Source organism: Labilibaculum antarcticum, assembly GCF_002356295.1.
GTDB classification, from domain to species: Bacteria; Bacteroidota; Bacteroidia; order Bacteroidales; family Marinifilaceae; genus Labilibaculum; species Labilibaculum antarcticum.
The window spans coordinates 2,731,311-2,748,475 of record NZ_AP018042.1 but is presented as its reverse complement, the minus strand read 5'-3'; the positions used below and the strand labels follow the sequence as shown (position 1 = coordinate 2,748,475).

General features: G+C 33.9%; 14 protein-coding genes. All 14 read right to left on the bottom strand.

All coding sequences use genetic code 11. The features are described 5' to 3' along the window. Nucleotides 1-7 precede the first annotated feature (7 nt). Nucleotides 8-1,213, bottom strand: a complete 1,206-nt coding sequence (locus ALGA_RS10835) for a glycosyltransferase (protein WP_096429320.1) — start codon at nucleotides 1,211-1,213, stop codon at nucleotides 8-10. Between the two features lie 23 nt (nucleotides 1,214-1,236). Then, nucleotides 1,237-2,436 (bottom strand): glycosyltransferase, encoded by a 1,200-nt coding sequence (locus ALGA_RS10830; protein ID WP_096429319.1) that lies wholly within the window; start codon nucleotides 2,434-2,436, stop codon nucleotides 1,237-1,239. A gap of 50 nt (nucleotides 2,437-2,486) precedes the next feature. Further along, a complete protein-coding gene (locus ALGA_RS10825) occupies nucleotides 2,487-3,422 on the bottom strand; it encodes a phosphoribosyltransferase family protein (RefSeq protein ID WP_096429318.1) in 936 nt (311 codons plus the stop codon). Nucleotides 3,423-3,514: 92 nt separating this feature from the next. Next, nucleotides 3,515-5,005: an O-antigen ligase family protein gene (locus tag ALGA_RS10820; RefSeq protein WP_188115972.1), complete on the bottom strand. Its 1,491-nt coding sequence runs from the start codon at nucleotides 5,003-5,005 to the stop codon at nucleotides 3,515-3,517. Nucleotides 5,006-5,042: 37 nt separating this feature from the next. Next, nucleotides 5,043-6,185: a polysaccharide pyruvyl transferase family protein gene (locus ALGA_RS10815; RefSeq protein WP_096429317.1), complete on the bottom strand. Its 1,143-nt coding sequence runs from the start codon at nucleotides 6,183-6,185 to the stop codon at nucleotides 5,043-5,045. A 56-nt stretch (nucleotides 6,186-6,241) separates the two neighbouring features. After that, entirely contained in the window at nucleotides 6,242-7,240 is a 999-nt protein-coding gene (locus ALGA_RS10810; RefSeq protein WP_096429316.1) for a nitroreductase family protein, read from the bottom strand. A 40-nt stretch (nucleotides 7,241-7,280) separates the two neighbouring features. Continuing rightward, nucleotides 7,281-8,828, bottom strand: a complete 1,548-nt coding sequence (locus ALGA_RS10805; protein ID WP_096429315.1) for an oligosaccharide flippase family protein — start codon at nucleotides 8,826-8,828, stop codon at nucleotides 7,281-7,283. Between the two features lie 55 nt (nucleotides 8,829-8,883). After that, nucleotides 8,884-11,103 carry a GumC family protein gene (locus ALGA_RS10800; protein ID WP_145957614.1) on the bottom strand — a complete coding sequence of 740 codons (2,220 nt, stop codon included), beginning with the start codon at nucleotides 11,101-11,103 and terminating at the stop codon, nucleotides 8,884-8,886. A gap of 6 nt (nucleotides 11,104-11,109) precedes the next feature. Next, entirely contained in the window at nucleotides 11,110-11,853 is a 744-nt protein-coding gene (locus tag ALGA_RS10795) for a TolC family protein (RefSeq protein ID WP_162845430.1), read from the bottom strand. A gap of 10 nt (nucleotides 11,854-11,863) precedes the next feature. Next, complete coding sequence (locus ALGA_RS23380; RefSeq protein WP_096429312.1) at nucleotides 11,864-13,057, bottom strand: sugar transferase; 1,194 nt, start codon at nucleotides 13,055-13,057, stop codon at nucleotides 11,864-11,866. Nucleotides 13,058-13,128: 71 nt separating this feature from the next. Further along, entirely contained in the window at nucleotides 13,129-13,494 is a 366-nt protein-coding gene (locus ALGA_RS10785) for a response regulator transcription factor (RefSeq protein WP_096429311.1), read from the bottom strand. Nucleotides 13,495-13,519: 25 nt separating this feature from the next. Beyond that, nucleotides 13,520-14,653 (bottom strand): hybrid sensor histidine kinase/response regulator, encoded by a 1,134-nt coding sequence (locus tag ALGA_RS10780; RefSeq protein WP_096429310.1) that lies wholly within the window; start codon nucleotides 14,651-14,653, stop codon nucleotides 13,520-13,522. Between the two features lie 44 nt (nucleotides 14,654-14,697). Beyond that, nucleotides 14,698-15,642 carry a UDP-glucuronic acid decarboxylase family protein gene (locus ALGA_RS10775; RefSeq protein ID WP_096429309.1) on the bottom strand — a complete coding sequence of 315 codons (945 nt, stop codon included), beginning with the start codon at nucleotides 15,640-15,642 and terminating at the stop codon, nucleotides 14,698-14,700. Between the two features lie 10 nt (nucleotides 15,643-15,652). Further along, nucleotides 15,653-16,981 (bottom strand): UDP-glucose dehydrogenase family protein, encoded by a 1,329-nt coding sequence (locus ALGA_RS10770; protein WP_096429308.1) that lies wholly within the window; start codon nucleotides 16,979-16,981, stop codon nucleotides 15,653-15,655. Nucleotides 16,982-17,165 lie beyond the last annotated feature (184 nt).

Here is a 17,165-nt window from a genome sequence, read left to right as displayed (position 1 = left end):
TCAAGTTTTAGTTGTTCACACCATGTTTTGTATGGATAAATTTCTTATTTGCGCCTTTTAACTTAAAAAGTGAGACAAACATTAAAAAGAATGCTTTGGGCAAAGTTAAAACGGCCACTAAGGTTTTCCTGTTGTAAAATTTACGAGGTATGCTTACTATAAATGCCAAAACAACCATTGCAAAAACAGGCAACCAATCAAGTATTGTAAATTGAACAAAACCACTATCAGGAAGCAAAAACCAGATACAAGTATAGAATCCAGTAATAATACCAACCAAGCCTAATAATAATATCCTTGGAGGAGAGACCATCTGATACACTTTATCAAAAAAGTCAAAATTCCCTTTAAATAATAAATGGTATAAACCTGGAAAAAAATATCGTGCAAAATAAATGAATTGAGCAGATAGCCAACGCTTTCGCTGATTAGCAAACACTTCTGATTTTTGAACTTTTTCATCTAAAACCAAAGCATCATGTAAATATTCTATTTTTTTTCGATCTTTCAATAATCTCAATTCCAACTCTTTATCGAAACCACCAATGGCATTAACCTGACTCATGGTTTCTTTAAAAAATTGATAGTCAAACGCCATTCCGGAGCCTATCAGTGCCGATGAAAAGCCCAATACGCGATGCCCTTTCCGAAAAATATGATTGTTCACCTCTTCACTAATTGCATCTAGTATTGCGAATGATGTATTTACATTTTTTGCTGCTCGGTGACCTTGCACTACGGTAAAACCATTATCAAAAGCATTATTTACTTTCGATATAAAATCTTCCGCCATCAAATTATCGGCATCCAATACTAAAGCAACATCATACTCGTCGCCAATTACTTGCATTGCTTTATTCAAAGCTTTCGACTTTGTGCTCACATCAAAAGATACCTCCACAACTTTTATTGGCAACTCCTTTAAACTTTTAAGCGTTTCAGCCTGAAAGGAATCAGCAATCACAACAACATCATAGTGATCGTTAGAATAATTCTGCTGCAATGCATCTTTAGCCACATCAATAATCACCGAATCTTCTTTGTAACCAGGAATGAGTACTGCAAATTTTCGGTTTGTCGTTTTTAGAGCTAATTTCTGCTTGTATGGGAACACCCCTGCAAATGCAAAAATAAAAATATACAGCGCAGCTATTCCAAAGTAAATATAAAGCACTATCTCAATTATATATATAAGAATATCAAGTATTTCCATGTTCTTTAGTTATTGTGTAGAAACTAATTCGACCCCTTACTATCCATTACGAGTTCATCAATAATTTGTTCAAAATCAATTGCCCTGCTCTCCCAAGAGTTTTCTTTAGCAAATTCAATTCGTTTGTTAATTTTCTCGACATTATCCGATTCAATAACCGATTGAATGGCCTCACAAAATGCTTCTTTATTAGTTGTAAAATTTACAATCTCATTAAACTCAGGTAAATTGGCAAATGAAGTTAGAACCACTGGTACACCGACAGATAAGTATTCATTAATTTTTAAAGGATAGATGTTTTTAGTGTATTCAGTGCACAAATACGGAATTAATCCAACATCGCATTTTTTCAAAAGATCTGGTACTTCATGTGGTTTAACAGGAGGCAGAAAACTCACATTTGGGTAGTGACATAAAACATCACGAATTTTTTCGTTCATTAAATCACCTACAAATTCAAAATCAAAATCCGATAATTTTTGTATTGTGTACTCTACTGTTTCCAAATCAAATCTATGATCCAGGCTTCCGATATAGCCAACTTTCTTTTTAGCTGAATTGGTCAATTCTGTTTTCGCCGATTTATTGAAAACATTAAAATCCACACCATTCTTTACCACCATTATTTTTTCATTTAGATGCTTCATGGATGCAGCTAAAAAATCTGAAGTTGTAATAACTCCATCAACCTTTTGGGCATAAGAATGATCGGCAAGAGTAGCTCGATCTCCATATCGCCTGACATCGGGTCCATCGTAACAATAATAGATATTCAGTTCCTCTCCTAATTTACCCACTAAACTGTTTCCATAAATCGCATTGTAAGCATTTACTGCAATAGGTTCAGTCATTTTCAATTTACGCAAAGCCCTTTTTATAGATCTGGCGTAAAAGAAACTGTTTAGGTTCAAGAAAAAATGATACAAACTCTCATTCTTAAAAAAAGCAAAAGGTAATAATGGCGGTAAAACCAAATGATTTACCTCAGTATTAAACGTAGAATTCTTTTTCACCAGTCTGCTTTTTAATCCAAGCATTCGGGCAACCGGCGTTCTCCCTTTTCCTAGTAGAGTGAAAATCAAATCCTTTATAGTAAATGGATACTCTACAAAGAGTAAGTTATTTGACTTGGCAAGAAGTGAAACAAGCTGAACTGTAGATTTTGTATAAAATCCTTCCCAAGTTGTATTTGAAACACAAACTATATTTTTTTTGTTACCCATACTAACAATTTTAGTGTTCGAATTAATCCTAAATGCTTGTAAACAACAAACTAGTTACCTCTCATTTTGTCACGAATTTTCAATGCTATTTTTCTTAAAAAAGGAAAATGCTTCCCACTTTTAATGTTATACTTAAGTGATTGTGAATCAAAAATCATTTCAAAATTTGCTGTACACAAAACTGGTTTTTTGGTCAAACGATTAATTTCTATTGATTGAACCAAATCGCTTTCAATCATTAAAACATAAGGTTCAGACGCATATGTTTTAGCCTTGTGTTGTCCATGACTATTTGCTTTTTGTCGTGCCTCCTTATTTGGAAGGTCGAGCATTACAAGCTTGTTGTACTTCACATTGTGTTTATCCAACCAAATCTCAGTTTCTTTTCTATACTTCTCAAGACGAGATGTTACAATGGTTCCAATTTTAGCGCCAGGAATATATAGTGGTGGAGCATTTAAAACAAAATCGGTGTATTTTTCGCCATCATCATTCTGTTCCTCTGTTGGATCAATACATAACACGCCGTCAATATCGAAACATGCCTTTTCAAGTGTTGTATGATTGAAAATATTCCACTGAAAATAACGAGGTAATGGAACCGATTCGAAGTAATAATCAACTAATTTCTCTTTACCAGGAACCACATAAATGGCACAATATTTTAAATCGAAATTGCCAGCAACCTCTTCCAATTTCTTTTGGCTTTTCTTCATTGCTGATCCGGAAGCAATACTATCATCCACAACAAGAACCTTTTTAAATTCTTTGATATCGAAAAATTGACCTCTTTCACCCGATTTATATACATGACCGTTTAAAAAAGAATCGATATCTGTATAAGGTTTATTAAGGTAGAGCGCTAATAAATTTGCAGGCAACATACCACTTCTTGGGATTCCAACAATTAGGTCAAAATCGCGTGGAAGTACATCAAGCCTTTTTAGTATAATTTGATTTAAATCTGATATATTCCTGTATTCCATAATTTTAAAATTTTAATTAGTCGCCAGTTTATAAACAAATCTGCTATTCTGAATCATTGATTAAATCAATAACTTATATTTTTAAAATAGTCCTATTTATTGCTTTGAGATAACTCAAGTTGCTCTTTCGAGTTTAGAGCTATATTTTCCTCTTCCAACTTCTTGCCTAAGAACAAGTAGGCCATACTGGAATATATTAATAAACCTGTTGGCATTTGTCCCAACACTCCATTGCCATAAGATGCGGCCATAATGCCGAAAAGCCCACTCACCAGAGCACTCATCATTGCTTTTATCTCCTCATCTTTGAGCTTAAACATTATTATATATACAGATTTTGACAGGATGTAAAACAATATGAATAAGTGTAGCATTAATCCAACTATACCTTGTTCTGCCCATATCATTACATACCAACTATCGGTTGGTGTTCTGGCCAAAAATGTATTAGGTGTAAAACGTAATCCCCAATTACCGGCAGAACCTATCCCTCCGCCCAAAGGCCGAGATGCCAAATATGATTTCAATTTCCTTTGATTCTCAAGTCGAACCAACAGCGAAGGATTATTCGGATCGAATGCGGTTCTCATTCTTCGAACCGTAGGATTCCCTTGCGCGATTGTGGTGTATTTAAAAAATACCAACAGACTAATTCCCATGATAGCACCTAAAGCAACTACTTTTATCTGCTTTCTTAACACGGTGTAAAGTGCAAATCCCATTACTGGTACAGCAATTGCTCCCCGGGTTCCAGATATCAATAATCCGTACAAACCCAATACTCCCGCTACGATATAAAATATTTTAAGCTGTCGTGAACGCTTCTGATTTAGTGCTAGGATTAGAAATACGACTCCTGCATGACCTTGTGCGGCACCAAATTGCCCGGCATCGGAATAAAAAGAAAATACCCGGAGTTTACCGAATAGAAGATGAGTGCTTGCATTCCCTGCATCGAGCCAAGCTTGTTCGAATGGATCAACACCAAAATTCTTCTGAAATATGCCTTTAATTGTTCCTAAGATTGACAGAATAGCCCATATTTTAAACAGCAATTCCAAATCCTTTTTCTTATTGAAAAGGATAAATATCAATGGAACTGTAAAAAGCATGTATAAGGACACACTTCGCATAGCATAAAACCAGGCAACACGACTTGCTGCCTCAGGATTTACCATTTGAACGAGTGCATATCCATACCAAATAGCGGCTAGAAGAACAAGATCATTCTTTGCATTACTCCATGGTATTTTATAAAAAAAACTCTTAAAGAACAGGGCTAAATAAATCAATAAAAACTGCGCATCGATAGTTAATCCAAGTGGAACACCCTTCACGTATCGAACAATTCCAATGGCAACAAAATTTAAAATATAAATACCAATTATTCCGGTTTTTGGAATGGCAAAAATGAGATAAACATAGCTAACAATAATTGGCATAGCCAGAATTCCAATTCCAGATACCATACCACCTTTAGCAACCACATAACCAATTATCAGCATGAGCAGAAGCATACCGAAAAGATATTGTGGCTTTTTTAAAAGCTGATTACCATGTTTTTCTTCAAAAATATTGTCCATTCAATTCTACAATAGAGTATAAATATCTTCTAACAAGTCAATTACTTAATGATTTTTCTAAAAATTGATATGCTTCTTTTTTCTTTATATTGAGTATTCTATTAACTTTTTCGTAATCAATTGGTGTTTTTATCTTTTCTAAAATACTCTCGTCATATTTCAATATTAACCGGTCTTCTAAACCAAGAATCTTAAGTAATGAACTAAAACGAGTTATACCTCGTTTCGCATTACCAATAGCAAGAAATGGTTTATTAAAAATGATAGAAAATACCGTCCCATGGAAGGAATCGGTAATCACAAATTCAGCATCCATAAACCCACGTAGCCAATTTGTAACCGGAGGACAAATACAATCATCCAGTCTATTTTTCCCCGACTCACGAAAAGTACCTTTTGGCATGATTGAAACAGGTTTAATACCTAATTCTTCAATAGCTTGATCAAGAATCTTCTTTTTATCTGGTGACAGATCTAAAATGTAATTTAAAAGAGTCCCTGATAATTTTGGAATTCCATCTTTTCCAACCAGCTTAATGTATTCTTCTTTATCAATTAACAAGGTTGGATCCAGTGTAACATCAGCATCAACATTTAGATGTTTTTTACAAAGTGCAACTCCGGAATCTTCCCTTACCGAAATAGAATCAAATTGCTTTGCCAAATCAGCGCAAGCTTTAGTTTGACTTGGGGTAAACTCCCAGTTATCTACACCAAATGAAGCGGCATAGGCTATGCGCTTACTTTTATCATTTGAAGGTATAAACTTTAAAAAGTGATTTTCAATTATTGGTGAATATTTTGGTCTCCAAACCTGATCACTTCCAATAACATAAGCGCTAAAATCGTACTTGGCCAGATTCTTAAACTCTTTTTCTGATTTTAGTAAATCTGTGATCTTGATATTTTCGCGTATAAAACGATCTGTATGCTGTCTTATCGTTTTCTCTTCCTCTTTGGTAGGCCAGGTTCGAACAACAACATCCTTCCGAAACAAAGTCTTCAGTATTGATCTCCTTATATAAGAAAGAACCTTAAGCTTTAAAGACATTGGTTCTGTATTCCTGTTTATAGTATAAGACTCGTGCCCAATTTTCTTTAATGCAGATTGCAAAGCATATGTTTGCAGTATCCCTCCATAGTTCCAATTAAACGGCAGTGTTATAATTCCTATTTTCATAACTGTATTGCTTGAATTATTACTTTAAAGTCAAACTTCAAATCTTGCTTGCATTGTTAGTGAGCAACGGTAATTTCCTGCGCACTTTTCCTTGGTGAAGATGCAATCGCAAATTCATCTGGCAGATAACCACATGCAATAATCATCAAAACAACCTCATTCTCGGGAATATCAATTATCGATCGCAATTTTAAATCCTTATCCTCTGAAACACTCCAGTTTAAAGAGCAAGCACCAATTTCATTAAAATGCAATGCATTCAATAAGGTCATACTAAACAGGCCTCCATTTAAATGATTTTCAAACCTCTCGTGAATATCTTTGGTGGTTGATATCACAGAACTTACAAGCAGTAAAGTTTCAGCTAAGTGTCCAAAACCTCTGTTTCCATTCTGTATTTCAAGAATTGCTTTTTTATTTTCAGCAGATTTTACGATATGTACACGACTAGGCTGTCGGTTACAAAAAGAGGGTGACCTTTGTGCCAGATCAATACAATCATACAATAAAGGCAGAGGTATTTCCTCATTGGTATAATTCCGAACTGAATATCTTGATTTACAGAACTTTTCAAACGACTCATTTATATTTGAAAAATAATCTTTTTTACTGATTTTGATCTGTTTTAAACCTTCAACATTTGGAAATTGCGATTTGATATTTTCTAATTTCCCTGCTAATTCAATGTCCAACTGAAAATTAATATCATCATGAAATTCCAAGTATTCTTTTAATACTGAAACAGATTGAGTGAACTCCAAATCGTTATTCGGTAAATTCAGCTCCAAATATTTTTCAACCGTACCAATAAGGCTCAAAACAACAGCTTTTCCAAAACCAGGTCGTGGTTCCGGCATGGTCAATCCTTTCTCAACAATATGATATGCAAGAGCCAAATCCCTTTTCACCTTCTCAGCGTTGGAGTCATTGTAAACCTTATCGTGAACACGTCTTTTAATATCATACATGCAAGCTTTTTTCGCTGTTTTCAGATAATACATGTATAATAGTTTCTGAGGCAACAGGTTCTTTATTTTGTCTTTAAACGATGCCATATATAGTCCCTTTAAGTAGTTATTAGTAATCCTATTCAGTTTACGCTTTTGGTGGTAATCCTGCTTGGGATTTTAATTTAAGCATCACTGATTGAATTGGTTTGTATAATAAATCACGTTCATACTTATTCATGGATGTAAACCAAAACAAAGGAAGATACACTATCGAGAATAAGACAATTCCTATTGAAAGGCTTATAACGGAGTCTAATTGAAATTTTTGAATAATTAAAAATGTGAGTATTCCCAAAATGAGAGGTGAAATAGACATCTTACCTATTTCTCTCCAAAATTTAGGAATATCAATTTCCTGACGTTTGAAATAATAGATATTCATGATCAAAATATGTCCCAGAATCAAACCAGCGCTAATAGCGATAGCACAACCTATTCCACCGTATTTTTCCACCAATAATAATTGTAATGCAACACTAAAAACTGCTATCCCTAAATACAACAGCGCCCGAAATTTAATTCGATTACGAGCCTGTAAAATTGTAATTCCCAAATTCTGAATCAGAGGAATGGTTAGTGGAATAAAAAATAATAATGTGATAATATATGTATCCGAGTAATCCTCTCCAGCCCACAAATGGATAAATTGACGTCCAAATAAAACGAATCCTGCAAGTACAAATGCCATAACAATAAACTGGATTCTGCCGGTACGTATAAATAAATCTGAAATTTCTTTATTGGATTCTGATTTAGAAACCATAGCTGTTACTTTCGGAAGAAAAACACCAGAAATAGCTGTTGAGAATCCCATATACATCTGCTCCAATTGAATTCCCACAGCAAAAATAGCTACTGCTGCAGTACCAACATTAGCACCTAAAACAAGTTGCCCGGTACTCCAATACATACGGTCTATAATCGCACCTAAAAAGATGTAAAAAGAATATCCTGCCAATTCTTTAAAAAATCCCCATTCGAATTTTTTAAAATACAATTTGATCTTAATTCGATACTTGCAATACCATAAATTCACTAGTTGAGTAACCACATTAAATATTGTAATTAAAACAACCATTCCAATTGCTCGATATCCCATTTTTAAAAGAGCAATCATGATTAAGGTATTTAGTATAATCCGAACAATCTGAATTACTTTCTGAAAAATAAACTTCTCATATGCAGTAACAATAGACCCGAATATACTAACAGGAAAAGTAAAGACAAGGTTAAAAACCATAAGCAAAACAAGAGTGTGCACCTTATCTAATTCCTCTAAAGTTAATGTCGCCCCATACAATTTATCGATATTGTAATACAATATCATACCAAAAATAAAGACAATAAAACCTATAAAAGAATAGAGAATCACAAACATTCCAAACATGGAATATTGTTCCTCGGTCTTCCCTTCAGAACGAAATTTGGCCGTATATCTTATAATAGTATTTCCGAAGCCTAAATCAAGAATAGTTAGATAAGCAACTACCGATGCAACAAGTGAATAAAGACCATATTCACTCTGTCCCATCATGCGCAAAAGGTAAGGTGTATATAGCAATCCAACCAGATTGCTTAACCCCATTACTACATAGGATAATATCGCTCCAACTTTTAATTGATTTACCTTCATTTACTTTATCCTATTTTTTAAGTGGAATATCTTTTGTATAATTCTCCTATCATATTTATGAAATATTTTTTTTAGTATAAAACCTTAGTCTTAATACATTTTTCCCGATCCTTCGGATAAAAGATCTTTCCTTTGGAAGATCACCTAAAATAGTTTCCATTTCGGGTAATTCTACACCATTCAATAACACTTTAATGGAATCTTCTTTTGAAACCGACGCATAATCTTTTAGCGAATTCTGATCGGCAAGTGACCAAGCTCTATTTGCACGCACGAACATAATCGAATAATCAGAATCACTAACGAGTTCTACAGGATATGAATCATTCATTATCCCCGGCAACTCAACAAATACATAATCAAAATCTTCCTTTTTAATTTGACTAGACTCGCCACATAATTCGCTGATATTTTTAATCTTGTGAAAACCAGGAGTAATTGAATAATTGTAGAAAGTACTTGATTTGGTTTCATCAGCATTTCCATTTTGTAAAGACAAAACTTTATAACCTAAATTATGCAAACGGTCTACCAACATATCAAACACAAAGCTTTTTCCTTCCCCCTTCTGATTACTAAATACGCTTACTTGAACTGTTTTTTTATCTTCCTGATTAACAGATTTCAATAACAATAACTTTCGTACAAGAACATTTAAGGTTTTGTTTTTCACCAGTTCCAAATCCGTATTCTTATTTTTCAACAATAAATTTGGAAACATTGACAAAACGTTCATTCCAATCATGTCTTCGGCCCTTACTACTGTCTTAATACTTGAGTCTATAAATTCCAATACGATGATAAAAAATACAGGAATCACAAATCCAATCATGAATGCAATTATCAAAAGGAATTTTCTTTTACTCGCTCTTGCTTCAATAGGGAAAAATGGAGGTGTTACAATTTTAAGATTTGAATTCAGCTCGACATTTTGTTGCTTTAACTTTGCTTTGTTTAAACTCTCTAATAGGGATAAATATTTTTGTTCAGCAACATCGATTTTACGTTCCAGTCTTTTCATTGTTGCCCCCAAAGGCGCATATAATTTGAATAAATCATCAAATTCTATTTTAATTTGATCACCAACTTCCAATTGAGCTTTTGAAGATTCAAACTCAATAATCTTTTCAATCCAACGATCCAATATCGTATTTCCATTTAATCCTTCCTTACTATTATCCATTTCGTATTGAGACGCAACCATTTTTTTTAGCTGTTGCTCAATAATCATCGATTCGCCCTTCAAGTCTACCAAGTCTGTTGAATCTTGTTTGGAACTCAATTCATTTACTCCTGCATAGTTTGATTTCATCCAAATGCGATGCTCAATTTCCGATAGACTCTTTCGTAAAGCCAATATTTCAGTACTATTCAATCTCCTTTGATTCCCCTTAGTCATTCTATTTTCCAAAAGACGAAGAACCGACACAACGGCCATATGGTTCATTTTAATTTCGGTATATCTAAGATCAAAATGTTCTTTTTCTGATGCAATATGTCGGGTTTGTTCGTAGTAATTAATAATATTGTGAGCCTTATTAAACTCTACCAACTCCTCTTCAGCAACGTTTAAATTATCCTCTGAATTTCCTATCTCTTTCAAAAAGTAACTAACAACAGCATCCGATTGATTTACTTTTATATCGGAGTATACTCGCACAAAGACCTCATTAATTAAATCAAGTGTATTTTTACAAATCCCTGGGTCATCTGTATTGAACGAAATCATAACCATATCACTAGATTGTACTCTAGCTACTTTAATTTCTTTAAGAATCTCCTTGCTACTATAATGTCTATGGTTTAAGTGAATCAATTCATAAACAAAATTGTTGTGATCTAAATTCTTATAAGCCAATAAATTCCGATAGGTTTTTTCTGGGTTCCCTTTAACAACTAAAGCTTTTACCTTTTCTGGAACCAACTCCATTAACTCTGCATAATGTTTTGGTAAAATCACATCAGGCGTTGATCCATCTAAAAGCAAGTGTTTAGCTAATAATCGCAAAGCAACTTCTTCAATGGTTGTTTTTGTTTTTATTAAATTGATTAAATTATCGAATGCAATTCTTGTCCCGAATAAATCCAACTTAGATTCTTCTAGAGAAACAATTGATGAACCTGTCGCAATACCTGTATAAATACCGGTACTTGAATCATACAATTTAGGTTGATCCTGAGTCAAGAAGAACACAACACCTACCATAACTATTGGTAAAATAGCTAACAATAATAAGTGCTTTTGAAGTAGTCGTATGAAGAAGATTATATTCAAAATAGTCTAATTTTTAGTTGTTACTGGTTTGCCAACAATTTCACTTAATATCTGAATTGCCATTGTCAGCTCAAGTTTAGATTTTTCAAACTCCAACTCCGCATTCATTTTAATATCATTCACACGTGTATATTCCGAAATATTTATTTTACCATTAACAAAATCCTTTTCAACACTAATCATCTGCATGTTCGAAAATCCGAAGGCTTTGTTCCGAATTTCAACACTTTTATTACTTTTTAATACATTATTAAACTGAACAATAACCAATTGTCTCAACTCCTTTACACTATTTTCTTTTTGATACCTACGCTTTTCTAACTCTGCCCGAGCTTGTCTTACATTGGTTCTATCACCAACAGTGTTTAAAGGAATTTTTAAAAATAAGCCAACACTATATCGTGTCTGTTCTGTTTTGGAAGTAGCTTGTTCTGTTCCCAAGTCTTCAGTTATTATCAGATTATCAAACAAACCGTATTTAGCACTGGCTTCAAATCCAAGAGTAGACATCCAGTTGCGTTTCTCCGCTCTTATTTTCAGCTTACTAATAATAATTTCAGAATCGTGAAATTTTAATAGTGGCGAATTTTCTACTGCTAGTTCCTGCATGTAATTTAAAGGTAATAACATATCCGTTATTTGACTCCCTTGCACAACTTGATCAACAAGCGTATCTAAATTTTGGGAATAAACAGCACTTGTCGATATAGAAAATTGAAATAAGAAAAAGAGTGGAATTATTCTATTCATAAGTTTGGCTTTAAACATTTTCTTTTTGAAATACTGCTGGAATTGTTCGTATAATTATCCAAAGGTCTTTCCAAAATGAGAAAGGACTCTTTGCAATTTCAGAATATTTATTGTCCAAAGATTTTCTTTCTTCCGGAGACATTTTACTTGTTTTACCACGAGCTTCCACTTGCCATAAGCCTGTAATCCCAGCCGGTCCATGAAATCGTTCGGTCCAATCATCGGTTGTTAAAAGTTCAGCTTCGTAAAGGGGTAAAGGGCGATTTCCGACTATCGACATATCCCCCTTAATCACATTAAGTAATTGAGGTAACTCATCAATACTTAATTTTCGAATAATCTGACCAACTTTAGTAATTCGAGGATCATTTTCAAATTTCACAAAGGCAGAATCTTGCTTTTGTTTCTTAGCTAAAATATGTTCTTTTTCAGAAACCTGTTCTTCATCTCCAATTAACATCTGATCTGTGTGATCTAATTCCGAAACAGAAGTGTTTTTTACAGCTTCATCCTTTTCATCTGTATTTTCAGTTGATTCATTTTGATATTGATTCAAATGTGAAAGTTCCTTTAAACGTTTGTCGGCATCAGTAAACATCGATCTAAGTTTATAAAAATCAAAAACATTGTATCCTGAACCAACTCTTTTAGATATATAGTATACTTTCCCTTTAGATTCCAGGCGAATAGCAATGACAAATAAAATCAGAATTGGAGATATGAGTAATAAACCTAATGAGGCAGACACAATATCAAAAGTTCTTTTAAAAAATGGCGTTTTGTAGGCCTGCGGTAGTGTCGAACTTGTTCTCGGCTGAGTTTTTGCCAGAGGTTTAACCTTTTGTAAGGTTAGTATTCGAGGAATAAGATCTTCAATAGTAAAAGGCTTCGAATAAACATCGTCTATCCCTTTCTGCAAAGCTTTTTGAATTGTATCCTGATTGTTTTCATCGTCAATAAGAATAAATGGAATTTTTGATTTTGGATCAAACTGTTCAATCCAAAAATCGTAAAAAGAGAATCCATTGCCTCCACGTAGCTTTTTATCACAAACAACAGCATCCGGCAATTCATTTTCTTTAATCCACTGGTTGGCAGAAAATATATTATCCACCATGAAAAATTCAGCAACCATACCCTTAGTTATTGCTGAGTGCTTATTAGTTGAATCGGAACTGAGGTATAGGATAATTAAGTTGTCCATGGTGTAAAGTTTAGAATTTTAAAGAATAACTTTCCTGATTCTTTTTTACTGAAACTGTAAATTCACAGAGATTATCGATTTAAGATTTTATCAATGCGAAGTTGTAATTCTTCTGGATTAAATGGCTTTATCATGTAATCTTCAGCTCCCAATTTTAAGCATTGAATACGGTCAGCACTACTGTCTTTACTACTCAGTACAATTATTGGAATATGCTTAAAATAACCACTTTCTTTTAAACTGTTAATAAGTCCGATACCGTCCATGTTTGGCATTTGCAAATCTGTAATAATCAAATCAGGAATGTTTCCTTGCTGCAACCAAGCAAGAGCTTCAAGACCATCAGATTTTGTCTCCAATTTAAAACGTTCTTTTAAGAATTGAACTAACAACATGCTTATGGATGACTTATCATCAACAATTAAAATTTTTTTCATATTTCTGATTCTTACCTATTTATAATCAATCAACTGTTATCCCTTTTGGTATTTCGATGGTAAATGTACTTCCAAGTCCAATTTCACTTTTCACATGAATATGGCCATTACTTGACTTAACGAATTCTCCACAAAGCTTTAAGCCCAAACCACTTCCAGATTCATTATTGGTCCCGAATGTGGTTAAATGTCCCTTTTCATCAAACAACAAGGGAATTTTATCGGCAGGAATACCAACCCCTGTATCAATAATTGAAATTTGAACAAATTCTCCTGAGGTATAAGCTTCTAATGTAATCTGACCACCTTCCGGCGTGAACTTCAAGGCATTAGACAATAGATTACGAAGAATTGTCTTCAAAATATTAATATCTGCCAGAACAGTGCAATCCTTATCAACAACTTGTTTGAAGTTTATTTTTTTCAGTTTAAAACTGCCTTTATTAAGGTAATAGATACTGTTTACAATTTGTTCCAATTCGAGATTTTCAGGATAAATAACAACAGCTTTACTTTGCGATCTTGCCCACCACAATAAATTTTCAAGAAGGTTGAAAACTTCATCAGAAGTTTTAGACAGTATTTCAACAGAATCAATCAAGCTCTCATCTGCATACTTGTCTGCTTTGCTCAAAAGATTGTCAATAATCATTTTCATGCTGCCAATAGGTGAGCGTAAATCATGTCCTATTACCGAGAACATCTTATCCTTTATAGAATTTAACTCACTTAAATGGGTAGTCATCCGTTGCATTTCATCCCTTGCAAACTTTAATTCCAAATGAGTCTTTATTCTGCTAATTAACTCTTCTTTATTAAACGGTTTAACGATATAGTCAACACCGCCATTCTCAAAACCTTTTACAATATTCACTTTTTCGCTTAGGGCCGTAAGGAAAATTATTGGGATGTTCTCATTTTTAGTTTTTGATTTAATTATTTTGCAGGCTTCGAATCCATCCATACCAGGCATCATAATATCCAATAGTATTAAATCGGGTCTAACTCTATCAACTAAATCGATAGCCGTTTTCCCATCAACAGCTATTGTAATCTTATAATTTAATTCGCGAAGAATCAAGGCAATAATCTGAATATTCTTAGGATTATCGTCTACAACTAATACTGTTGGAATCACCTCTTGAAAATCTTTTTTCATAAATAGGAATTAATTTCGTGGCTTTGGAAAGAATACAAAACGAATTATTTTTCAGATAAAAGATTCTCAAAATAATCAATAGTCTTTATGAGGCCTTCACGTAATGGTACAATTGGTTCCCATCCATTTAGTTTTTCTTTAGCTAAAGTTATGTCCGGTTGACGCTGGGTTGGATCATCTGATGGCAAAGGCAAATGGATTATTTTTGATTTTGAGTCTGTTAAATCGATAATATTTTTTGCTAACTCTAGCATTGTGAATTCTCCAGGATTACCAATATTTACAGGTCCTGTAAAATCATCACCTGTATTCATCATTCTAATCATTCCCTCCACCAAATCTGAAACATATTGAAAACTCCGCGTTTGTTTTCCATCTCCAAAAATTGTGATGTCCTGTCCTTGCAATGCCTGAACAATAAAATTGGAAACAACACGGCCATCATCCGGCTCCATTTTAGGGCCATAAGTATTAAATATTCTTATGATTTTGATTCGTACATTATTTTGGGCGTGATAATTAACAAACAAAGATTCAGCGCATCGTTTGCCTTCATCATAACAAGAGCGAATGCCAATTGGATTCACATGTCCCCAATAGCTTTCGGGTTGAGGATGTACCACTGGATCACCATAAACCTCACTTGTTGATGCTTGTAATATCTTTGCCTTTGTTCTTTTGGCTAAGCCAAGCATGTTAATAGCTCCCATGACAGAAGTTTTAACCGTTTTAATTGGGTTGTACTGATAATGAACCGGAGATGCCGGACAAGCAAGGTTGTAAATCTCATCCACTTCAATAAAATAAGGCATGGTCACATCATGTCTGATCATTTCAAAATAGGGATGATTTAACAAATGTAAAATCTTGTGCTTTTTGCCTGTGAAATAGTTATCCATACAAATAACTTCATTTCCTTCGTGAAGCAATCTTTCGCACAAATGTGAACCAACAAAGCCCGCACCACCTGTTACAAGTATTCTTTTCATGATTTTAGTTTTAAATTAGAACAGCTGCCCGGCCAATACTATAATAATTAAATTTTAACTCCCTCATTTCTTCAGGGTCATAAATATTTCGCCCATCAAATATGGTATTTGATTTCATTAGTTTTTCAATCACACGGAAGTTTGGTGATCTAAACTCAGACCATTCAGTAACAATTATTAATGCATCAGCATCAAGACAAGCATCGTACTCATCTTTTGCATAGCTTATATTATCACCTAATATTCGATGAGCTTCCTCTTGTGCTACAGGATCGTATGCAACAACACTCGCTCCTTCTTTCAATAGATTTTCGATTATTACAAGAGATGGAGCTTCTCTCATGTCATCCGTTTTCGGCTTAAAGGCAAGTCCCCACATCGCAAACCTCAATCCCTTTAAATTCTCTCCAAAGTGTTTCTTTATTTTTTTTATCAAAATTTCTTTTTGCCGGTAGTTTACAGATTCCACCGCTTTTAAGATGTCTAAAGAATGACCATATTCATCTGCAGTTCGAACTAAAGCTTGCACATCTTTTGGGAAACATGATCCTCCATATCCCGTACCCGGATAAATAAATTTATTCCCAATTCTCGCGTCTGAACCAATCCCCTTTCTTACCATATCAACATCAGCACCAACCAATTCGCAAAGATTTGCGATATCGTTCATAAAACTAATTTTTGTTGCCAACATTGAGTTGGCTGCATATTTTGTCATTTCTGAAGAAAGAATATTCATGAACAAAATGGGATGGCCATTCATTAAAAAAGGCTTATACAATCTACGAAGTGTCTTCTCTGCTTTGGCTGTTTCTACACCAACAACAATTCGGTCGGGTTTAAGAAAATCGTCAACAGCACTCCCCTCCTTTAAAAATTCAGGATTAGAAGCTACATCAAAAGGTATTGAAACATTTCGGGTTTTAAGTTCTTCTGCAATTGCAGCTTTTACTTTCTTTGATGTGCCTACCGGAACCGTACTTTTTGTTACTACAACAAGGTATTTATTCATGTTGCGTCCTATTTCACGTGCAACACCTAATACATACTTAAGATCAGCACTTCCGTCTTCATCCGGTGGGGTTCCAACAGCAATAAATATAACTTCTGTATCAATCAAACTATCTTTTAGGCTAGTCGTAAAGGATAATCTATTCTTTTCAACATTCCTTGTGAAGATATCTTTCAAGCCCGGTTCATAAATTGGTATCTCGCCACTGTTCAGTAAATTAATTTTTTCCTCATTTACATCTACACATACAACGTCTACCCCTGTTTCTGAAAAACATGTACCGGACACTAATCCAACATATCCTGTACCGACAACTGAAATCTTCATATGATAATTTTTAAGTTATATATTATTCTTATATTATAACTAAGCTAATGATTTTTGATTAAAAAAAGCTAAGTTGTTATTGTTAATAACCTTAATGAAATATTTACGTATTTAAATTTACATGCATATAATTTCACTAAAAAAGTCCAATTGGGGGGGGCTGGTTTGAATAATTATTCCCAAT